The following is a 20,729-nucleotide window of genomic DNA, read 5'->3' as shown; positions in this document are numbered from 1 at the left end:
TGCCGGACCTTTTGCACTCAGATCAACGTCCCGCCGATGAGCCCCGTCAGGATGACAAAACCGACGGTGACGTTTTCATTGAAGATGCGGTTAAAGCGGGCCGGATCGTCGCCGGTCACCAGCGAGCGGTACTCGCGCCACCAGAAGAGGGTGGCGACGATCAAACACACATAAAAAATCGATCCCAGTTCCAGCTGGTAGCCTACCACCGCCAGGCACAGAGCGGCCCCGGCAAAAAATGCGGCGATCGCCTCGGGGGTGAAGCGGCCAAAAAAGATAGCACTCGAGTTGATCCCGATTTTGAGGTCGTCCTCGCGGTCCGAAAGGGCATAGACCGTGTCAAAGCCAAGGGTCCACAGCACCGTCGCTCCCCATAGCCACCAGGCGGGGGTCTCCAGGCCGCCGGTCACTGCCGACCAGGAGATGAGCGCGGCAAACCCCCAGGCCAGCGAGAGGACCAGTTGCGGCACCGGGAAGACGCGCTTGGCCCCCGGATAGAGGGCAATCACCGGCACGGCGGCAACGCACAACCAGAAGGTGAAGGGGTTGAGAAAAAAGGTCAGCCCCCAGGCGCACAGCAGCGAGACCGCGAAAGTGACCACCGCTACCGGCACGGCCAGTTCGCGGCTGGCGAGGGGCCGAGCGCGGGTGCGCTCGACGAGCGGATCGATGTCGCGATCCCACAGGTCGTTGATGACGCAACCGGCGGCACTGGTGGCGATGGTGCCTACTACCATCACCAGCACCAACAGCGGCGAGGGGGAACCCCCGGCGGCGGCGAAGACTCCCCAGAGCGCGGGGATCATCAAGATAAGCCGGCCGGCCGGTTTGTCCCAGCGCAATAGGCGGAAGACAGCGTCGGCTTTGGCGCGCCAGTCGGTGGGGGCGGTACTCATGGTGTCGAGGCGGGGCGCTCTTCGATGGGTGCCGGTTCGTCGACCCAACGCAAATCGCGCAGCGAGCCGGTCTGGTTGACGGGTCCCGCCACCTCGAAGGCAAAGAGGCTGCGGCCATTGCCGCCACCCGGGCGGCGCGGCGGGTTCTGCCCGTTGGTGCGCTCAAATTCACCCTGCACCTGGAGGTTGGCGGTGCGATCGAGCAGCACCAGGCTGCCGGCCGGGCGCAACTGTATCCCCGGGGAGAGGTACAACATGTTTTCGGTGGTCGCGGTGCCGCCTGCGAGGTTAAAGCTGCCCTCCAACCGGTCGAAGCGGCCGGTCGTCAGGGTGCGCACCGCTCCCGACGCCCCGGCGAAGTTGCCGCCCGCCGCCCCAAAAAGAGGACCGAGCAAGTCGTTGGCGGCCAAGCGGCCATTTTGTACCAGCAGCGTTCCATTGCCGGAGAGCGCCCCCAAAAAAGCGTCTGGGTCGGCACCCTGGGACTGGAACTTGACCTGCAAGTCCCCTTCACCAAAGATCTGGTCCCCCAGACCTAGAAGCACTGTGGCCAGCAGGTTGATGTCGGTGCCCCGAAAAGCGAGATCGCCGCTGAACTGGGGAATGGTCGAACGCACATCGGCCCCGAGGGCGCCCGTCATCCGCCCGCCCGCGGCGGCAAGATTGATCTGCGAGAGGTTCCACAAACCGCGATCGAGCCGCGCCCGGGCGCTGAGGTCCGTAAAGGTCAGCCGGCTGAGCAGGCCTCTGTCGATCTGGACTGTACCCTCGCCGCGCAGACCCTTCAGCAAGCTCCCGCCCTCGGTCGCAGCGCTCGAGGCGACCAGTTCGTCGAGGTCGAGCCGGTCGAAGCGCGCCTCAAAATCGAGCTGCGGGTCGCGAAAATCGGTGAGCGACCCGCCGATGCGGCCGGTGGCGGCGCCGCCCAGGCGAAAGTTCATCCCCGGTGTGCTCACCCGGTTGCCGTCGAAGTTGAGCGGGCCGCTCAGATCTTCGATGCCCCCCAGCAAGTTCGGCAGGTTCACCCCGGCAAGCTCCAGATTGCCGCGCAGACCGGGGGCGCTTACAGGACCCACCAGGGCCAGATCGAAGTTGCCGGTCGAACCGGCGGTGGCCCCGAGGTTGGCGAACGGCACCACGTAGCGACCGAGTTCGGCCATCGTCATCGGCGCGTCGGAGCGCACCCGCAGGTCGTAGCGCCGGCTTTTGGCATCGAGGTTGCCGAGCGAGCCCGCCAGATTCAAAGTGCGCTCGCCCTCCAGCCTGGACGCCTCGCCCACCAGCAGCGATCTGGGGGTGAGGGTGCTCACCAGCACCAGACGGCGAGCCGGAGCCAGGCGCAGGAGATTGCCGAGGGTGAGTTCCGAGACCGCCGTCAGATCGGCGCTCAATTGCAAAGCGCGCGCCTGGGGGCCGCCGCTGAGCGCAAAACTGAGCGGCGCGCTGCCGGTGGCGCGCACGCCGTCGCGGCTACTCGCGGGCACCAGCGAGAGCGCCCGGGGAAAGTTGAGGGTGCCGTTGCCGCTCAGCTGCATTTCGCCGTCGCGGCCGACAGTACCTTTGAGGTTGACGGGGGAGCCCGCCGCGACGGCGCGCAGCTGCTCGATGGTGGTCCCCCGCTCGCCCAGGGCCACGGTACCCACGGCCTCTTCGAGCGGAGCGGCCAGGCCCACCAGGGCGAGGGTGGCGCCGCGCAGGTCGATGGTGCCGGTGCTCAGGGCGCCGTCGACCTTCAGCTCGACGCCCGCGCTGCCCGCAAGCCCCCTGAAAGTCGAGCGCAAGGCCCTGCGAAAGCCGCCTTCAAACAGGTCCGAGACCAGAATCGGGTAGGCGGCCTTGAGGTCGAGGCCGCTGCTGCTGATGGTCAGTTGCGGGTTGGGGGCAGCGCTGCCGTAGCCTTCGAGCACCCCGTCGACGCTCAACGAGGAATTGCCCAGATCCGCCTCTAGGTTGGCCAGGGTGATCTTGGTCGCTTCGAAGACGACCTCGCCGCGCAGGTTCTTGAGCGGCTGCACCCAGCCCTCGCGCAGCAGCAAAGCACCCGCCAGTTCGGCCCGGCCCAGAATTTGGGGGGCATCGAGGGTGCCGGTGAAGGTGAGGTCGACGTCGCCCCGGCCGCCCAGCAGCCCCAGCCGACCGCCCCCCAGGTTGCTGAAGATGCTCAGATCGCCGCCGGTGCCCACGGCCTTGAGATCGATAGCTCCCTCGCGGCTACGGGCGATGGTGCCGGTGAAGGTCGTCTGTTGGCCGGGAGCGCCGACGCGCAGATCCTCGAGCGCCAGCGCGGCTTCGCTGAGTACCAGCTTGCCGTTGAGCGCGTCGATCGGACTGCGCAGGCGCGGGTTGCTCAATTTAAAGTTCTGAAATTCGAAGCTGCCGCCGGTGGTGGCCGTGTCGAGGGGACCGCGCACCACCAGCTCGGTGCGCAGCCGGCCGCTGCCTTTGCTGGTGGCGATCCACTCGCGCCAGGGTTCGGCGACCAGTTGCAAAGGCGCATTGGCGCGCACGGCGAAGGGATCGATAAAGCCGGTTTTGACGGTCAGGTCCAGCAAGGGACTTGGCGACTCGCCGGTCGGACGCCGGACGCTGCCCTGGATATCGGCGTCGAAGCCCTCGCCGCTCAGGCGAAGCCGCTCGGCCCTCACCCCGGCGCTACTGACGCCCATGGCCGTGTCGACTTTGACTTTGCGCGCCAGCCAGGGCCGGCCGCCAAACAACAGCGGCCAATCCCAGCGCAACAGCCGCGTGCCGCAGGTGCCCTCCAGGCGAGATTCGCCCCCCAGCGCGCCCTTCCAGACAAAATCGAGGTCAAAAACCCCCGTGAGCCCCGCCAGGCTCGGGATATCGCGGGTATAGGCCGACAGATAGCGCGGCCGAAATTTTTCGGCCAGAATGCGCAGATTGCCGGTCAGTTTTTGCCAGTCGCCATCCTCGGGCCAGGCCAGGGTGCCGTCGAGGGTGAGCGCCGTCGCCACCGGTTTGTCGCGCAGGGCGTTGACGATGCGGCCCTGCAGATTGATGGGCAACTCGGCGCGGTCGAACTTTTGCACCTTCAAACTCAGTGCGCTCGCCAGGAAGCGCTGGGGAGGCTGCACCCCTTCATCGTCGAAGCGCACAGTGCTGTCAAAGAGCGTCAGCCCGGTACCCGCAAGATTGACCGGCCCCTCACCGGCCCCCTGCCCGTCGCCTAAATCCGCAACGTTCCAGCGCCCGTCGCGAAAGCGCTTGAGATAGATTTCCGCACCGTCTATCTCGATATTGCGCACTTCGATCTGGCGGACCAACAGCGGCAGCAGCGCCAGTTCGACGAAGGCGCCCCGCGCCTGTAGTTCGCTGGTGCCCTCGCGGTTGACCACGCGCACCTGCTCGGTGCGCAGACCAATGCCCCCCAGGGTGCGCAACTCGACGCGCCCGAGGAGCACATCGCGGCCCAGCGAGCGTGAAAGCGCTTCTTGCAGGGGCTTGCGAAAGCTCTCGCCATCGACAAACAGCGGCACGAGCGCCAGCCCCGCGAAGCTCGCCAGCCCCACGCCGGCCGCACCGATGAGCGTGCGCTGCAGCCACAGCGGCAGCGCAGACCTGGGTGGAGGAGGTGAGCTTTTGCCGGGGGCAGGGACCGCTTCAGACATGCCCGGACCACGCGCCGAGAGAGGTTCTCAGCCAGTGTATCAGCCGCGACTTACTGCCGTTTGGCATCGAGCAGCGTGCGGTTCTGGCTGTGGACGATCTGGGCGCCGAGGCGGGCGGTCTCGTTGGTGCCGTCCAGGCCCTTGGCAATCGCCACGTAGTCCTGGGCGGTGCCGCCCTCGCCGCTGGCCGCTCCAGACGGCACCAGCACATCGCCTTCGGGATTGAAGACACTGGCGTGGCCGGCGGTGGCAAAGTTCCAGCGCGCCCCGGCGGTCCCCTGACCGACGGAGATACCGAGAATCTGCTGGAACTCGGTCTGCTCCTGTTCGGTATTGGGGGTGGCGGGATTGCCCAGGTCGGTTTCAGAAGTGATGTAGTCGGTCTTCTTGGCCGGCACGCGGGTCTGGCCCGCCGCGGTGGGCTGGCCGATGGTCACAAATTCACCCGGATGCTTGAAGTTGTATTCGGCCTGACCGTTTTTGATGCTGGCGAGCACCGCCGTCGCCTCGGTGGTGCGGGCCTTGTCCGTCTGGCCGATCAGATTCGGCGCCGCGACGGCGGCCAGAATGCCCACGATCACCACGACCACCAGCAGTTCGATGAGCGTAAAACCCTTCGCTGCGCCCGCCTGCCGACGCCCTGTCCAATTACCCATACGACTTACCTTCCCAAGCACAAAAACGATTGCCATCATGACGTACCGACGCCGCTCCGGGTGCCCGGCTCCCGGAGCGCCGACTTCTGCGGTTCACCCTAGCACATCGAAGTGCCGGCGCTTCGATGGTGCTTCGATATGCTACAAGTGCACCAGAATCCGCAAGGGGAGCAAGTCTCGTGCAACTGCAGGCAGAGCGGCGCGACAAACGCACCAGCGGCGGCGACAACCGGGGATTGGTGCTGGCGGGGGTGGCGGCCCTGCTGTTGGGGGGTGTCGGGTTGCGGCTGACCTATCTGCAGGTCATCCAGGGTCCACATCACCGCGAACTGGCCGAGAACAACCGCATCCGCCTGGTGCCCATTCGCCCGCCCCGCGGCCGTATCCTCGATCGTTACGGTCGGGTGCTCGCCACCAACCGGCTTTCTTTTTCGGTGTTTCTAGAACCGATGCAGCTCAAGCCCAAGGAATGGCCCGCCGCACTGGCGCGTTTGAGCCTTTTTATCAAAGTGCCCGCCGACAAGCTCGAAGAAAAGCTCAAAGCCGCCGGGTACAACTCGCCCTATCCCGTGCGCGTCTTGCAAAACGTCGAACCGCAGCTGGTGACCGTTTTGCGCGAGCACATCCAGGAGTTGCCGGGGGTCAAAGTCGACGTCGAGTGGATGCGCTTCTACCCGAACGGTCCAGTCGCGAGCCATCTGCTGGGCTACACCGGTGAAATTTCAGAGCAGCAGCTGGCCGAACGCAAGGAGCAGGGCTACCGCCTGGGGGACATCATCGGCAAAGCCGGTGTCGAGCGGCTGCTGGAGGAGAAATTGCACGGCGAGTGGGGCGGCGAACAGGTCGAGGTGGACGCCGCCGGACAGGTGGTGCGCGTCATCGGCGAAGTGCAGCCCAAAGCCGGGCAGGACGTGCGCCTTTCGATCGACCTGGCGCTGCAAAAGACCGCCGAGGCCGCCCTCAACTCCCGCAAGAAGCGCGGAGCGGTGGTGGCGATGGACCCGCGCAACGGCCAGGTTCTCGCCATCGCCTCCGCCCCCTCCTACGACGCCAACATTCTCTCGGGCCGAATTTCCGAGCAGGACTGGCGGCGCTTGCAGACCCCCGATCGGCCCCTGCTCAACCGGGCGGTGCGGCCTTACCCCACGGCGAGCACCTTCAAGATCATCATGACCGCCGCCGCGCTCGAAAGCGGCAAGTTCAACCCCAACAGCCGCCTGGCCACCTTCGGGGGACTGCGCATCGGCGGGCGCGTCTTTCGCGATCACAACGGCCGCGGCTTCGGCACGATCGGTTTTATCCGTGCCCTCTCCCAAAGCAGCGACACGTTTTACTATCAAGTGGGCCTGCGCATCGGTCCCGACGAGATTGCCAAGTGGTCGCGCAATTTTGGCTTCGGCAGCCGCACCGACATCGGCCTGCAAAGCGAATCGCGCGGCCTAGTGCCCACCCCCGAGTGGCTGAAGCGCCGCTTCGGGCGCCAGTGGTTCGGAGGGGACACCGCCAACACCTCGATCGGCCAGGGTATGGTGCTCTCGACCCCACTGCAAAACGCGGTCATGGTCGGCGCCATCGCCAACGGCGGTTTCCGCGTGCAGCCCCATCTGGTGCTCGACAGCCGCCCGGGGCTCTCGCCGGTGGGGCTCTCCCCCACCACCCTCGCCACGATCCGCCAGGGCCTCAGCGAGGTGGTCCGCAGCGGCACCGCCCGCCGCGCTCTGTCGATGCCCGATTTGCCCAACGCCGGTAAGACCGGCACTGCCGAACATGGTGCGCGCAAGGGCGGCCGCACCCACGCCCTCTACGTCGGCTACGCCCCCACCCCCGCCCCTGAGATTGCTGTATCCGTTTTGCTCGAGAACGGCGGCCATGGCGGCTCCGACGCCGCCCCGATTGCAAAGAAAATTTACCAGACTTACTTCGTCGCCAGGGGTAAAAAAAGTGCTGCGCTCTCTCCAAAGCATGTAGAATAAGCGATTGAAATTCAGGCCCAAAGGCACTTCCAGCGATTCGCCCACCTGCTTTTGGACCTGATATTGCACGGTGAGGAGTTTTTATGAACAAAGGTGAATTAGTGGACGCCGTCGCCAAGAAAGCCAAGCTGGCCAAAAAGGACGTCGATGCGATCGTGGGTGCGGCCTTCGATGTGATTGTCGAAGCGGTCTCGCGGGGCGACAAAGTCACCCTGGTGGGTTTCGGTTCGTTTGAACCGCGCAAGCGCGCCGCCCGCGAAGGCCGCAATCCCAAGACCCGCGAGAAGATGACCATCGCCGCGACGACCGTGCCGGCTTTTTCGGCGGGCAAGCAGTTTCGAGAAGCCGTCTCCGGTTCTGCCCAAGCGGACTAAGTGATTCAAACACCCCTTCCTGCCCACGGCGGCGACCGCCAATGGGCGGCACGGATCGCCCGCTGCCGCATCGAAGAACTTGTGGATTTCTCTGCCAGCATCAACCCCCTCGGTCCCCCCCCTGGGGTACAGGCCGCCTACGGCGAGGGTTTTGCCGATCTATTGCATTACCCCGCTCCCCACGGCAGCGACCTGCAATCGGCCCTCGCCGCCCGCCTGGGAATCGAGCCCGAGCGCATCGTCTGCGGCAACGGGGCGGCGGAACTGCTCACCTGGGCGGGCCGCGAGTGCGCCCGCGCCGGACGGACCGTGCTACCGATACCCGCTTTTGGCGATTACCGCCGCGCCCTCGCCGCCTTTGACGCCCCGTATATTTCTGTACCACTCGCAGCCGATTTTTCACTGCCAAAGACACTGCCGCCGGGCGATGCGGTGATGCTCGCCAATCCCCACAATCCCTCCGGCTATCTCTACTCCCCGACCGCCCTCGCAGCGTTGTTCGACCGCTTCAAGCTGCTTATCTTCGACGAAGCGTTCATCGATTTTCTCGACGACCCGGCGGCATTTTCGGCGCTTTGCGGCCCCGCGCACCCGGGGCTGATCGTGATTCGCTCGCTCACCAAATTCTATAGTTTGCCGGGGTTACGGCTGGGCTACGCCGTGCTGCCGGTGGCGATGGCGGCGCGCTGGCAAGCCTGGCGCGATCCATGGCCTGTCAATGCCCTTGCCCAACACCTGGGAGTAGCGGCCCTGGCGGATCTCGATTTCGAGCGGCGCACCCGCGCCTGGCTTGGCCCGGCCCGCTCCCGCCTCGCCGCGGGCCTTGCGCTCCTGCCGGGGCTGACGGTCCTGCCGGGGGCGGCCAACTTCTTGCTGGTGCAGAGCGCCGCCTCGGCGGTGCACCTGCAGGCCGAATTACTGCGCCGCCATCGCCTGCTCATCCGCCACTGCACCAGCTACGACGGTCTTGGCGAGCGTTATTTTCGGGTGGCGGTGCGCGGCGAATCCGAGAATGATCTGCTCACTGGCGCTCTAGCCGAGATTCTTGCTAAAACCCCAGCGACGAGCCGAGTCGACGGCTGCGCCAGTAGCCCGCCGCCATCAACAGACCCAGTGCATCCAGAGTAAGCAGCGTCGCGGCCCAGTCGTCCCGGGCGGCCAGCAAGCTCACCCCGCCCCACCCCAGCAGCGAGACGAATTCTAAAATCCCGAGCATCGGATCTCCGCCCCCTGCCGCGCGGCTTTTGAACATCTCCGCAAGCGCAATGGGCCGCGAGTTCCACAGGCGCAGAGTGGCAGCGGCGACGGTTGCCGCCAGAAAAACGCCCAAAGGCACCAGCCAGGGTTCTCTGCGCACCAGCAGGATCCCAAATAGCGGCAAGAGCAGCACCCACACCGGGATTAAGGCTGCAAGCAGCTTCAGGCGGACTAGTTTCGTCCGCTCGGTCGGGCAGGAACGCAGCAAATCCGGGGCTTCTTCCCCCGAGACCCCGATGCGCGTGAGCGTATAGACCAGGCTGCTGCCCACCACCGTGGCCGCCGTCGCCACAAGAGTGCCGGCGCCTCCGAGCGGCCCCCCTCCGTTCTGCAACAGCACAACCATCCCCGGGATCAAAAACACCACCTGCAAAAAAGTCTGCGAGAGCAGATACGGATTGCGCAAGATAAGCCGCCATTCTTTGAGCAGCACAGCCCGCCCGAGGCCGCCGTGCCAGCGGGGCTCACCGCTATACCGCCGTTTTGGGCTCTCTGTGACACTCTGTTGGGTACCGGCGATAAACGCGCGGTAGAGCAGCTCAGTGGCAAGCCAGCCCAGGGCGCCGCCGCCGCCTAGCGTCCACAGCATCGCCACCGGATCGGCAAAGACCGCCCGCGCCGGGGTCCACAACCAACTTTGGGCACCGAGCGGACCGCCTTCGGCAAACAGCACCCGCCAACCTTCCCAAACCACCCCGGCCCCCGGCCCGCTCCCGGCAAGCCAGTTGGGCAACTGCGAAGCAACAAAGAACACCGCAGCCAATAGGGCACTGACCACCTGGGCAGCGGTGCGCGCCCGCCGCGCCCCCAATAGACGCACCAGCCCCAGCGTAACGAGCATCGCGAGGCTGGTGGCGGCGAGCACCATGCCAATCAGGGCCGGGAACACCCCCAGCAGCCTCGGCACCCCCGCGAGCACTGCAAGGGCGCCCGCAGGCACAACAACCACGCAGAAGCTCAAGAAAATTTCAACAGCCACCCCCAACAAGCGGCTTGCGAAGATCACCTTGGTCGAGATGGGCGAGGAGACCAACAAATCGAGATCTCCTCGATCGAAAAGGGCGACGATGCTCTGCTCGATCGCCTGATAAAACGCATAAAAAAAACCAAAAAGCCACAGCACCACCGCGATCCACAAAGCCGGTTCCGGGATAGCACCTTCGACCGACAGCCCCCCGCGCACCTCGGCAAAGACGAACCACAGCCAGACCAGCAAAGCCGCGACCGACAGCCCCAGCACCGCGAAGATGGTCTTAGCAGTCGGCTTTGTGGTGATCTCACGCCACCACAGGCGCAACTCGCAGCCCAAAAGCCAGGGGAGCGTGCCGGTTTTCATCCATCCTGCCTATCGACCAGTTCCAGAAAGACCGACTCCAGCGTGCCGTCCACCTCGCCGCTGCGCAAGCGCAACTGTTCGAGCGTTCCCTCGGCCACCAGCCGCCCGCGGTTGATAATCCCGATGCGCTGCGCCAGACGTTCGGCCACTTCCATGATGTGGGTGGTGAGGATCACCGTGTTGCCCTGGGCGACGTGTTCGGCAAGCATATCCTTGACCAAGCGGGCGGCAGCCGCATCCAGACCGGTGAGCGGCTCATCGAGGACAATCACTCGCGGCCGGTGCACAAAGGCACCGGCGAGGGCAAGTTTTTGTTTCATGCCCCGCGAGAACGTCTCGACCAACTGCCCGCACACTTCCCACAGACCCAGTTGCTTGAGCAGCTCGCGGGCGCGGGGCTCAGCCTCGATAGCCGGAACATCCCACAGGCCGCAGACAAATTCCAGATACTCCATCGGCCGCAGTTTGCCGTACAGCAGCGGATCATCCGGCAAGTAGGCGAGCGCCTGCTTCGCAGCGGCCGGCTCCCGGGTGATGCTGTGGCCCAGGATCAGTGCCTCGCCGCTGTCGGGAGCGAGCAATCCCGCGACCATCCTGAGAGTCGTCGTTTTGCCCGCACCGTTGGGTCCCAGCAGCGCGTAGAACATTCCCTCGGGAATCTGCAGGCTCAAACCGTCGACCGCTCGCTGCGAGCCGTAGCGCTTGGTGAGGGCAACCAGTTCCAGAGCAATGGCCATGCCTCCAGACTAGCGGCTGTGCGGCGGGGCGGGAGGGGTGGAGATCCCCCCTGGTCCCCCCTTAAGGAAGATCCTGTGTCGGCTGTTGTGACTTGACAGATAACTTCGCCAAATGGATGGCCTCCTGCCAGAGGCTCTCGTAGGAGGCGCCAGAGTCAATTCCGACTGGTAAATAGCCTGAATCGAAAACCTCTTCAAGCGAGAAGGGGCGCAGTTCTGCAAACATTGCCAGTGGAAGTCCGGTCTCCGCCGCGGCAAGCTCGCGCGCCAGAGCATACTCCTCACCCTGGACCTGCTGTGGGTAGTTATTGAGACTGGGACTCATCTCCAGTGTCTTTGAACAGCATAGGGTTTCGCGATGCGAGCGTGCCAATATAGTGCTGCAATCGGCAATGCTCTTCTTGCACCCAGGTCATCGGAGGTCATCAATATCCGAGTGTTGCACATCTGCTTAGGTAGTGCCCATCACGCGATTGGATAACTGAAGTCGACCTGAAGGACTGAGCCGGGTGTTTAGGAGCCGAGTCGTAGTGGGCACAGAACGTTTTACAGTCCGGCGTTGCTGTTCGAGCGTGATGTACCAGTTGATGAGCCTTTGTGCATAATATTCGGCCGACTCGGGACTTGGCAGGCAAATATATGGTTCGTCGAGTTCCTTGCCGTCGGGGTCGACGAGAATTGCCAAGAAGCCTACGTTTGCCCGCTGGGTAGTGATGGTCCAATCTTTGTATTTCATGGAGTGCACAGTTGGTGTTTTCTTTTGAGAATACCGATAATCGATTCTGACTATTCCTGCCAGGACTTGGCTCAAGCGCGATGTCTAACCCAGTCCCGACAGTAGCAAGGAATGCAAGTTATCTTCTAGCTGGGCTGCCTCGGTTCTCCAAAGCTGCAATCTTCTGTCTATTAGTGAAGCTTGGGCTTATTTAGCGGTCTGGGGTCCGGTATCCCAAACTTGGCCCTGAAGTCGTGCTGCTTTTGCCGCTCGTCGACCAGAACCAGTTCATCGGGTACAGGAGGCAATAGCGCGGCCGGCACAGGCTCAGGACCGTATATTTTCGCCAGCTCTACCAGCGTTGCTTTGTAGGTCGACATACGGCATGTTCTTGAAACCTTGTCTTTTAGTGACTCTCTGCCGTCCTTCTGAGTATGTTTCTCTTCTTCAATAGCCTGGGCGGATTGTGCTCTATTTGCTATGACCGCAGCCAATTCTTCTCTGCGCAAGTAGGCCATCACCCTGCGTTCTTCATGGCCAACCCAAGTGTCAGACGATACACCGTATTGGCTCACACCTTTGTGCTGCGTGTTCTCTTGGGATTTTTGTTTGGGTTGGCCTGCCTTTATTGAAGCTGATTCAAGTTTTTTGCTCAAGTAGCATACAGGCCCACTACGCTTTTGAGGCTTGTGCAAGTTCATTAGTTCAACAAGCTTTTGTTCTAGATAGTCTTCGCGAAGCGAAGCCAATTCAGCAGTGCGTGGCGAGTCTACCTTGTCTGCTTCAGCAGCCAATGTGAGAATATCATCCATAGGAACCCCAGCATCTGTAAGCTACATTGCGCCAAATCGGCGCGTAATACATGTCCGTATTTTGAAAAGGTACCGGCTTTCTAAAGACTTCTTAAGTGACGCACCCCGCGTAATTTCTGGAAGTCCATCTACATAGTACTCCTCTTGTAGTAAGTGGCTCTGTCAAGTGTTATGTGTGAGTGAATTCGTCATACTTTCAGCAGCCCTTCGAATTTGTAATTCCCGAGCCGCTCGTCAAAGGCACTTGCACAAGGAGACCAAGCTCTAGCCCTTGTATTTTTCTCGGGCAACTTGGTTGAACTATTCCGCACTTCAAGCGAGGGTACAAGCGGCCGGAGTTCGCGAACTCTGGCGGCCGGAAGCAGACAATTTACAGGTCTAAATGTCGCCAGGAAACTCGATGTTGACCAGCAACATTTCGAGTTTTGCCGTTCGGTCAATTGAAGACGGCTGGTTGCTAAATCTTAAGCAATGCTTGAACAACCTTCTTTGCGGCTGTCGTCGTTCCCTGGCGCAGTCCTTGCGAGGCTGCGCCCCACCGCTTGCAGCGATTCGCACGCACGACTTGCATCCCCTTTCAACCGAATCAAGATTGGGTCAAGCGCAACGCCTGACCGCATCCTGGCAGAAACAGTCAGATCGATTGTCGGCATTCTCAACCGAAAACACCAACTGTGTAACTCCATGAAATACAAACATTGGACCATTACTACCCACCGGGCAAACGTGGGCTTCCTGGCGGTTCTCGTCGACCCCCAGGGTTTGTACGAATTCGGTCCTTTCGACAGTGCAGAGGAAGCGGCGGACTCGGTCGACAGGCACGCGCCCGACCTCGCCTCCGAGGGATGGCAGATAGTCGGCCAAAAGTTGCTCCAGCAAGAATGTCTCTTCGGCCATACCGTCTCCCAGGCTGGGGTAGTTTGAGCGAAGACCCTCAAATTCGAAATATTACTGAGAAAGGAGAGATGAGCAGTAAGCATTTTATCCGCAAGGCTAAATACTAAAACTCATAACGCCGATGGTCGTCAGGTTGCCCGAATGACGCAAGCGGTCTAGGGCAGGTTTTAGGCTGAAAACCTTTGCCCACCCGGGTTTTCAGCCTGCCTGCCGTTGTCCATCAAACTGAAAACCGCTCTAGGTGATTGCAGCAGGATTGGGTTCGGGACGGCTCAGCCACCAGGCCCAGGCGATGAGTACTGCCTGAAAGGGTAGTCTCAGCCAGTACAGCAGTGGAATGTGAGGGATTCCGTCCAGGACGATATCGTTGACGGCCATATTGATATTGGCAGGAAAAACGGCGATGAACAGAGCGACGAGTCCCCAGGCAGCCGCTCGACGAAAGGGCGGGATCAGCAGACCGATGCCGCCCAGGATCTCAAAAAAACCGCTCACGTAGACGAGCAATGCGTGGGCAGGCAGGTAGTCGGGCACGATTTTGATAAATGGTGCCGGGATGAGAAAGTGCAGAGTGCCTGCGACAATCACAAACGCGCTCATCAACACTCGCAGAAGGAACTTGTAACGGTCCAAGGCTTTTCGCAATGATGGTGTGCTGTTCACAGGCTAGCTGTAAACACCCTGGAGTCATAGCAGAATCGGGGTAGATAGAGAGGGCATCAATTTTCGGGGGTGGGGCGATTTCTGAAGAGGAAGGCCCGTGTACCCCTTGAGAAACGCTCCGGACAGCCTAGATAAAGGAGCAAGACGCCGGCGACCCGATTCCGGCCAGCAGTACTGCGGCGCTGGGTTTGCCGACACCCAGGATGCTTGCAGGTAAATCCCGCTGACTCCTTTGCCGGTCTTGTTGCGCTGCAGGGTGCTTTAACAGGCTCCCCAATCCCGCCCGCGCCCGCTCAGCTATCCCGCCTTGCCAAGGGAAGAGCCGGGGGGGGATCCCCAATCCACATAGGGCAAGCGCCCGGCAATCTCTCGAATGGCGGCCAGGCCCGCGCGCAATTGACCGGTGGCATCCCAGGTGCCGGCCAGAAACATCCGGTGTGCCCCCGCAGGCATCTCTACGGGCACGCGCGACTGCGGCAGGCGCACTTCGAGGGCTTCGAGGTCGAGGGTGAGGGGGATCTGCGGATCCTCGGCAACGGCTGTGTGCAGGTGCTCGATGTGCGCCTGCCGAGCGGTTGCGCAGGGAAGGCCGATGGCGACACAGTTGCCGAAGAAAATCTCCGCATAGCTCTCGCCCACGATGGCCCGGATGCCCCACTTGGCAAGGGCCTGGGGGGCGTGCTCGCGGCTGGAGCCGCAGCCGAAGTTCCGGCCGACCACCAGAATGCGCGCCCCCTGATGGTGGGGCGCGTCGAAGGGGTGCTGCCCGCTCTGGCGGCGGTCGTCGGCAAAGACCGCTTCGCCCAGACCATCGAAGGTGACGCAGCGCAAAAAACGCGCCGGGATGATCCGGTCGGTGTCGATGTCGTGGCCCGGTAGCGGCATGGCCCGGCCTTCGATACTGACGATGCGGCTCATGGGGTGGGCTCCAATAGGGCGCGAACGTCGGCGACCGCACCGCTCACGGCAGCGGCCACCACCATCGCCGGGCTCATCAGCAGCGTGCGGCCGGAGGCTGAGCCCTGGCGACCCTTGAAGTTGCGGTTGGAGGAGGAGGCGCTCAGTTGGCGGCCTTCGAGCCGGTCGGGGTTCATCGCCAGGCACATCGAACAGCCGGGCTCGCGCCACTCGAAACCGGCTTCTAAAAAGACTTCGTGCAGACCCTCGGCTTCAGCCTGCCGCTTGACGCGCTCGGAGCCGGGGACGACGAAAGCTTTGACGCCCGGGGCGACATGCCGGCCCCGGGCGAGATTGGCTGCTTCGCGCAGATCGCTCAGACGTCCGTTGGTGCAGCTGCCGATGAAGCAGACATCGACCTTGGTGCCGACGATGGGCACCCCTGGGGCCAGATCCATGTAGCGATAAGCTTCTTCCGCCAGAGGCCGATCTTCGCCGGGGAGTTCCTCCGGCCGGGGAACGATCTCGTCGACGGCAATCCCCTGACCCGGGGTGATGCCCCAGGTGACGGTGGGGGCAATCTCGGCGGCATCGAAGTGTATGGTGTCGTCGTACTGGGCGTCGGGGTCGGAGCGCAGGTTCTCCCACCAGGCGACCGCCCGCTCCCAGTCGGCGCCCTGGGGGGCGAAGTCGCGGCCTTTGAGGTAGGCGTAGGTGACGGCGTCGGGGTTGATGTAGCCGCAGCGGGCACCGCCCTCGATGGCCATATTGCAGACGGTCATCCGCTCTTCCATATTCATCGCCTCGAAGGTGGTGCCGGCAAATTCGTAGGCATAGCCCACCCCGGCTTTGACACCGAGCTTGCGGATGATGTGCAAAATCACATCCTTGGCAAACACCCCCGGGTGCAGGCTGCCGTTCATCTCGATGCGGCGCACTTTGAGCTTGTCTAGGGCGAGCGTCTGGGTGGCGAGCACGTCGCGCACCTGGCTGGTGCCGATGCCGAAGGCGATGGCGCCGAAAGCGCCGTGGGTGGCGGTATGGCTGTCGCCGCAGGCGATGGTCATGCCCGGCTGGGTGAACCCCTGCTCGGGGGCGATGACGTGCACGATGCCCTGGGAACCCGAACCGATGTTGTAAAAGCGAATGCCGAATTCGGCACAGTTATCTTCGAGGGCGCGGATCATCTGCTCGGCCAGCGTGTCGGCAAAAGGCCGCTGCTGGCTCTGGGTGGGCACGATGTGGTCTACTGTCGCCACTGTCCGTTCCGCATAGAGCACCCCCAAACCTCGCTCGCGCAACATCGCAAAGGCCTGGGGACTGGTCACCTCATGAATCAGGTGCAGTCCGATAAAAAGCTGGGTCTGACCGGAGGCCAGAGTGCCCACCGTGTGCAGATCCCAGACTTTGTCAAAAAGCGTTGCGCGGCTGACGGCCATGGGAGTCCCGATACTGCCCCGCTATTGTAGCGAAAAGTGCAAAAACCGAAAAAAGCAAAAAACACGGGCGGCGCCGCACACTTGTGTGCTATGGTTGTGGACGTTGGTCCACTTCTCGCGGCGGGTCGAACCTGGGCCTGCTTAGCATCGGTGTTAGAATCTGGGAGCTATTTTGATGACCAAAAACGGTACCAACGGCACTCGGTCCTCGGCGCGGGAATCGATCGACCTTTCTTCTGATGCGCCGGAGACGACCATGGCCCGCACCACAGACGATTCCAAAAAGGCCGCCCCCGCGGCCGGTACCGCCGACGAAGCCCAAAAGCAAAAAGCGCTCAAGATGGTGCTCACCCAGATCAAGCGCAACTTCGGCGAAGGGGCAATCATGCGCCTGGGCGAGAACACGCGCATTCGGGTGGAGACGGTGCCGAGCGGCGCCATCACCCTCGATCTGGCCCTGGGAGGCGGTCTGCCCAGAGGTCGGGTCATCGAAATTTATGGTCCTGAGTCCTCGGGCAAGACGACGCTGGCTTTGCATGCCATCGCCGAGATCCAAAAAACCGGCGGTGTGGCGGCCTTCGTGGACGCCGAGCACGCCCTCGATCCGGCCTACGCCAAGGTGCTGGGCGTCAATGTAGATGATCTCATCATCTCCCAGCCCGACACCGGCGAGATGGCTATGGAGATCGTCGATCAGCTGGTACGCTCGGCCGCCATCGACGTCATCGTCATCGACTCGGTGGCCGCCCTGGTGCCGCGCGCCGAGATCGAAGGCGAGATGGGCGACGCCCACGTCGGTCTGCAGGCGCGGCTGATGAGCCAGGCTTTGCGCAAGATCACAGGCAACATCGGCAAGACCGGCTGCATGGTGATTTTCCTCAACCAGCTGCGCTCCAAAATTGGCGTGATGTACGGCAACCCCGAGACCACCACCGGCGGCAATGCCCTCAAGTTCTACGCCTCGGTGCGCCTGGATATCCGCAAGGCCGAGACCCTCAAAAAAGGCCAGGACGAGTACGGCAACCGCGTGCGGGTCAAGGTGGTCAAAAACAAGGTCGCCCCGCCGTTCCGCAAAGCCGAGTTCGACATCATCTTCGGCAAGGGCATCTCCTCGCTGGGCTGCATCCTCGATCTGGCCGTCGAGATGGAGATCGTCGAGCGCAAGGGCGCCTGGTACTCCTACGGCAGCGAGCGGCTCGGCCAAGGCCGCGAGAACGTGCTGGCGCTCCTTGAGGAGAATGCCGCCCAGGCCCAGGAGATCGAGATCAAGGTGCGCGAGAAGATCGCGAGCGGTGCCGCCGTTCCGGCCGCTGCTGTGGCTGCTCCGGACGAGGGCGACGACGATCTGGGCGACGAAGAAGTCTAGGGGGCGTCCCGGCCTGAGCCGGGGCTTGTCCGATCCCTAAGAAAACACATCATCCGGGCACCCCGAAGCCCGGTACCAGTAGGATTAGGGATGTAGGGTGGTTGCACAAATGAACATCAACTTCATCAAAAAGCTGGCGGCAACCTTCAGCACCGCGGAACTAGAACGCCTCATCCACCAGATCGAAGAGCACTACTTCGAGGCCCCTCCCGATAGCCAGACCCAACTGCTCGACACGGTCGGCGACTATCTCAAGGCCCTCGACGTGCGCCTGCAGATGGAGCGCGAAGGGGTCGACGAGGCTACGGCGCTACGGGATCTGGCCCGCCGCATGCGCCAGTTGAGCGCCCACCGGCCCTTCAGCGAATGGCTCGGCGAACCGCAGCGAATGGCCGGACATTACTAGCGCAATGGTTGCCCTTACTGCTCTGGGTCACCCTCTATGGGGTGAGCCTGGATTTGATTTGTCGGTGTGTCAGAATAGATCTGTATCCCGATAGATTTGGTGGGTTAAGGCGATGACCCTGACGGTCAACGAGGCGCAATTGGGGGCAATCCGCGCCCATGGCGAGCGCACGTACCCGCGCGAATGCTGTGGTCTACTTCTGGGGCGCTTCGAGCCCGATGGTGAGAAGATCCTCTGTTCTGTATATCCGGTGGAGAACACTTGGGAAGGGGCGGGGGAGTTTGGCCTGGGGGACGGCGAAGGTGAGGAGCGTCGGTTTTTGATCACCCCCGACGATTACCGGTCCGGCGAGCGCGCGGCGCGCTCGCAGGGGTGGGAGGTGATCGGCACCTACCACTCCCACCCCGATCACCCGGCGCGGCCTTCGGAGTTCGATCGGGGCAACGCCTGGCCGGTCTACTCCTACCTCATTGTTTCGGTGCAAAATGGTCAGGCGGCCGATTTGACCAGTTGGACGCTCGATGACGAGCGCCAGTTCCAGCTTGAAACGGTTCATCAGACCACGGAGGTCTAGATAAATGGCAGTGAAAGTGTTGATCCCGGCTCCTTTGCGCCGCTACACGGGCGACCAGGAGAGCCTGGAGCTGGAGGGCGGCAGCGTCGGCGAGATACTCGACGATCTAACCGGCCGCTACAGCGAACTCAAAAAGCATCTGTACGGCGAAGACGGCAAGCTGCGCAATTTCGTGAACGTCTACGTCAACGACGAAGACATCCGCCACTTGCAGCAGCAGGGTACGGCCGTCCAACCGACCGACGTCATCAGCATCGTGCCTTCGATCGCTGGAGGACTCTAGCCATGCTCAACCCCGATACGACGACGATCGAACTCTCGAGAGACGAACTGGAGCGCTACTCCCGCCACTTGATCTTGCCGGAGGTGGGTCTGGAGGGCCAGAAGAAGCTCAAAGCCGCCTCGGTGCTGTGTGTGGGTACCGGCGGTCTAGGGGCACCACTCACGATGTACCTGGCCGCCGCCGGTATCGGCCGCATCGGTCTGGTGGATTTTGACGTGGTCGATGCGAGCAACCTCCAGCGCCAGATCATCCACGGCACCTCCTGGATCGGCAAGCCCAAAATCGATTCGGCCACCGACCGCCTCCAAGAGATCAACCCGCACCTGCAAATCGACCGCTGGCCGGTGCGCCTTTCGAGCGAAAACGCCCTCGACATTTGCCGCGATTACGACTTGATCATCGACGGCACCGACAATTTTCCGACCCGCTATCTGGTCAACGACGCTTGCGTTCTGCTGGGCAAACCGAACGTCTACGGCTCGATCTTCCGCTTCGAGGGCCAATCGACTGTCTTCCACTACGAGGACGGCCCCTGCTACCGCTGCCTCTACCCGGAGCCGCCGCCGCCGGGCCTGGTGCCCAGTTGTGCCGAAGGCGGCGTCCTGGGGATCTTACCGGGGGTGATCGGTGTCATCCAGGCCACCGAGGCGGTCAAGATCATCCTGGGCATCGGCACCACCCTCAAGGGCCGCCTGATGCTCTACGACGCCCTCAACATGAAGTTCCGCGAGCTGAAGCTGCGCAGGAACCCCGAGTGCCCGGTGTGCGGGGATCACCCGACGGTCACATCGCTCATCGACTACGAGGAATTCTGCGGCATCCCCCAGGCCCGCGCCGAAGAAGAAAAGGCCAAAGCAACCATGAAAGAAATCACCGCGACCGCACTGAAGCAAATGCTGGACGCCGGTAAGGACGTCGTCGTCGTCGACGTGCGCAACCCCGACGAATTTGCCGCCGCCCGCATCCCCGGCACTACGCTGGTGCCGCTGCCGGAAATCGAGCAGGGACCGGGCATCGAGAAGGTGCGTTCTCTAATCAACGGCTCCGAACTGGTGCTCCACTGCAGGAGCGGCATGCGTTCAGCCAAGGCCCTGCAAATTCTGCAGTCGGTCGGCATTGAAGGCACCAACCTCAAAGGCGGCATCCACGCCTGGTCCGACGAGGTCGATCCAAGCGTGCCCAAGGTATAGAAGATGTCATGGCCTGCAAAACCGCCATCGATTCAGGAGCGCAAGTCCGTGCTCGATGAGCTCGCCTACGAAGCTCAAGAGCAGGACATGGGCTACGCATAGCTAGAGCTTTTTAAAGTATCTAGCGATTGGCAATAGCCCGAAGCCCAGCTTTTCATAGGTGCGACGTGCTGGGGCATGACCGGGATCGCCACCGGTCTCAACCATAGCAACGGACATCCCAGCATCTTTGAGCCAATTAAGAGCGAATTCCATCAGAGCAGTGCCAATGCCTTGACCTTGAAAGTCGGGATCGACAGCGACCATATAGACTTCACCCATGCTGTCTTCCGAGTGGAGTTTCACGGCTACAAAGCCCACGGTTGAACCAGCGTCGATCGCAACCCATACATTTGTGTCCTCTGTGCTGCAGACATCCTCGACAGCCTTTCGCTGGCTCACACGCCAATCAGGATAGAAATTCTGGTAGACGTCATGGTCCATCACTTTTTGAATCGAATCAAAAACCGGAGCCCATGCCCGAAGCGAAAGACGAATGACTGCCTCAAGTTGATGGGCGTTGAAAGGTTCAATGCGCATTTTCTCTATGAACTCTACTGAACGCCGCAGGTTCCCAGGCAGCGAGGGTG

General features: G+C 62.4%; 21 protein-coding genes. 9 read left to right on the top strand and 12 right to left on the bottom strand.

Going from position 1 to position 20,729, the window contains the following annotated elements:
- Nucleotides 1-17 precede the first annotated feature (17 nt).
- Genes GLL_RS17690 through GLL_RS23520 form a run of 3 tightly spaced genes read right to left on the bottom strand, consistent with a single transcriptional unit; the run spans nucleotide 18 to nucleotide 5,181 of the window.
- On the bottom strand, nucleotides 18-896 hold the full coding sequence (locus tag GLL_RS17690; protein ID WP_011143417.1) for a 4-hydroxybenzoate solanesyltransferase: 879 nt from the start codon (nucleotides 894-896) through the stop codon (nucleotides 18-20).
- A complete protein-coding gene (locus GLL_RS17685; RefSeq protein ID WP_011143416.1) occupies nucleotides 893-4,525 on the bottom strand; it encodes an AsmA family protein in 3,633 nt (1,210 codons plus the stop codon). Before GLL_RS17685 ends, GLL_RS17690 begins: the two co-directional genes overlap by 4 nt.
- 50 nt (nucleotides 4,526-4,575) lie before the next feature.
- Nucleotides 4,576-5,181 carry a prepilin-type N-terminal cleavage/methylation domain-containing protein gene (locus tag GLL_RS23520; RefSeq protein WP_197530036.1) on the bottom strand — a complete coding sequence of 202 codons (606 nt, stop codon included), beginning with the start codon at nucleotides 5,179-5,181 and terminating at the stop codon, nucleotides 4,576-4,578.
- A 179-nt stretch (nucleotides 5,182-5,360) separates the two neighbouring features.
- Here GLL_RS23520 and mrdA point away from each other — a divergent pair, with 179 nt between their 5' ends.
- The 3 genes from mrdA to cobD all read left to right on the top strand — a co-directional run bounded on the left by mrdA (nucleotide 5,361) and on the right by cobD (nucleotide 8,656).
- Nucleotides 5,361-7,154 (top strand): penicillin-binding protein 2, encoded by a 1,794-nt coding sequence (gene mrdA / locus GLL_RS17675; protein ID WP_197530035.1) that lies wholly within the window; start codon nucleotides 5,361-5,363, stop codon nucleotides 7,152-7,154.
- 83 nt (nucleotides 7,155-7,237) lie between these two features.
- The gene (locus tag GLL_RS17670) at nucleotides 7,238-7,528 is read left to right on the top strand and encodes an HU family DNA-binding protein (RefSeq protein ID WP_011143413.1); all 291 of its coding nucleotides are present in this window, start codon (nucleotides 7,238-7,240) and stop codon (nucleotides 7,526-7,528) included.
- Nucleotides 7,529-8,656, top strand: coding sequence for a threonine-phosphate decarboxylase CobD (gene cobD / locus GLL_RS17665; protein WP_011143412.1), 1,128 nt, complete (start codon nucleotides 7,529-7,531; stop codon nucleotides 8,654-8,656).
- On the opposite strand, the gene GLL_RS17660 is transcribed toward cobD, so the two are convergent.
- The 5 genes from GLL_RS17660 to GLL_RS17640 form a co-directional block, all read right to left on the bottom strand.
- Complete coding sequence (locus tag GLL_RS17660; RefSeq protein ID WP_011143411.1) at nucleotides 8,577-10,121, bottom strand: hypothetical protein; 1,545 nt, start codon at nucleotides 10,119-10,121, stop codon at nucleotides 8,577-8,579. The two genes, cobD and GLL_RS17660, sit on opposite strands and share 80 nt — an antisense overlap.
- Complete coding sequence (locus GLL_RS17655; protein ID WP_011143410.1) at nucleotides 10,118-10,858, bottom strand: ABC transporter ATP-binding protein; 741 nt, start codon at nucleotides 10,856-10,858, stop codon at nucleotides 10,118-10,120. Before GLL_RS17655 ends, GLL_RS17660 begins: the two co-directional genes overlap by 4 nt.
- A 61-nt stretch (nucleotides 10,859-10,919) precedes the next feature.
- Nucleotides 10,920-11,231, bottom strand: a complete 312-nt coding sequence (locus tag GLL_RS17650; RefSeq protein WP_011143409.1) for a DUF29 family protein — start codon at nucleotides 11,229-11,231, stop codon at nucleotides 10,920-10,922.
- Nucleotides 11,232-11,309: 78 nt separating this feature from the next.
- Nucleotides 11,310-11,594, bottom strand: a complete 285-nt coding sequence (locus GLL_RS17645; protein ID WP_164929284.1) for a hypothetical protein — start codon at nucleotides 11,592-11,594, stop codon at nucleotides 11,310-11,312.
- A 170-nt stretch (nucleotides 11,595-11,764) separates the two neighbouring features.
- Nucleotides 11,765-12,385: a hypothetical protein gene (locus tag GLL_RS17640; RefSeq protein WP_164929283.1), complete on the bottom strand. Its 621-nt coding sequence runs from the start codon at nucleotides 12,383-12,385 to the stop codon at nucleotides 11,765-11,767.
- 684 nt (nucleotides 12,386-13,069) lie between these two features.
- Between GLL_RS17640 and GLL_RS17635 the strand changes: the two genes are divergently transcribed.
- The gene (locus GLL_RS17635; protein ID WP_164929282.1) at nucleotides 13,070-13,309 is read left to right on the top strand and encodes a DUF1816 domain-containing protein; all 240 of its coding nucleotides are present in this window, start codon (nucleotides 13,070-13,072) and stop codon (nucleotides 13,307-13,309) included.
- A 210-nt stretch (nucleotides 13,310-13,519) separates the two neighbouring features.
- Here GLL_RS17635 and GLL_RS17630 read toward each other — a convergent pair whose 3' ends face one another.
- The 3 genes from GLL_RS17630 to leuC all read right to left on the bottom strand — a co-directional run bounded on the left by GLL_RS17630 (nucleotide 13,520) and on the right by leuC (nucleotide 16,281).
- Nucleotides 13,520-13,882, bottom strand: a complete 363-nt coding sequence (locus GLL_RS17630) for a DoxX family protein (protein WP_197530034.1) — start codon at nucleotides 13,880-13,882, stop codon at nucleotides 13,520-13,522.
- A 360-nt stretch (nucleotides 13,883-14,242) separates the two neighbouring features.
- A complete protein-coding gene (gene leuD, locus GLL_RS17625) occupies nucleotides 14,243-14,863 on the bottom strand; it encodes a 3-isopropylmalate dehydratase small subunit (RefSeq protein WP_011143407.1) in 621 nt (206 codons plus the stop codon).
- The gene (gene leuC, locus GLL_RS17620; RefSeq protein ID WP_011143406.1) at nucleotides 14,860-16,281 is read right to left on the bottom strand and encodes a 3-isopropylmalate dehydratase large subunit; all 1,422 of its coding nucleotides are present in this window, start codon (nucleotides 16,279-16,281) and stop codon (nucleotides 14,860-14,862) included. Before leuC ends, leuD begins: the two co-directional genes overlap by 4 nt.
- A gap of 256 nt (nucleotides 16,282-16,537) precedes the next feature.
- On the opposite strand from leuC, the gene recA reads away from it, so the two are divergent.
- The 5 genes from recA (at nucleotide 16,538) to moeB (ending at nucleotide 20,100) form a co-directional block, all read left to right on the top strand.
- Nucleotides 16,538-17,647, top strand: a complete 1,110-nt coding sequence (gene recA, locus GLL_RS17615) for a recombinase RecA (RefSeq protein ID WP_011143405.1) — start codon at nucleotides 16,538-16,540, stop codon at nucleotides 17,645-17,647.
- A gap of 109 nt (nucleotides 17,648-17,756) precedes the next feature.
- The gene (locus GLL_RS17610; RefSeq protein WP_164929280.1) at nucleotides 17,757-18,053 is read left to right on the top strand and encodes a hypothetical protein; all 297 of its coding nucleotides are present in this window, start codon (nucleotides 17,757-17,759) and stop codon (nucleotides 18,051-18,053) included.
- Nucleotides 18,054-18,165: 112 nt separating this feature from the next.
- Entirely contained in the window at nucleotides 18,166-18,627 is a 462-nt protein-coding gene (locus GLL_RS17605) for a Mov34/MPN/PAD-1 family protein (protein WP_011143403.1), read from the top strand.
- Nucleotides 18,628-18,631: 4 nt separating this feature from the next.
- Nucleotides 18,632-18,910, top strand: coding sequence for a MoaD/ThiS family protein (locus GLL_RS17600; protein WP_011143402.1), 279 nt, complete (start codon nucleotides 18,632-18,634; stop codon nucleotides 18,908-18,910).
- Nucleotides 18,911-18,912: 2 nt separating this feature from the next.
- Nucleotides 18,913-20,100 carry a molybdopterin-synthase adenylyltransferase MoeB gene (gene moeB / locus GLL_RS17595; protein WP_011143401.1) on the top strand — a complete coding sequence of 396 codons (1,188 nt, stop codon included), beginning with the start codon at nucleotides 18,913-18,915 and terminating at the stop codon, nucleotides 20,098-20,100.
- A 102-nt stretch (nucleotides 20,101-20,202) separates the two neighbouring features.
- Here moeB and GLL_RS17590 read toward each other — a convergent pair whose 3' ends face one another.
- Nucleotides 20,203-20,679 carry a GNAT family N-acetyltransferase gene (locus tag GLL_RS17590; RefSeq protein WP_011143400.1) on the bottom strand — a complete coding sequence of 159 codons (477 nt, stop codon included), beginning with the start codon at nucleotides 20,677-20,679 and terminating at the stop codon, nucleotides 20,203-20,205.
- Nucleotides 20,680-20,729: the final 50 nt, after the last annotated feature.

This window comes from Gloeobacter violaceus PCC 7421 (assembly GCF_000011385.1).
Taxonomy (GTDB): domain Bacteria; phylum Cyanobacteriota; class Cyanobacteriia; order Gloeobacterales; family Gloeobacteraceae; genus Gloeobacter; species Gloeobacter violaceus.
Note: the sequence above shows the minus strand (reverse complement) of the source record. Positions and strands in the feature narration are given on the sequence as shown.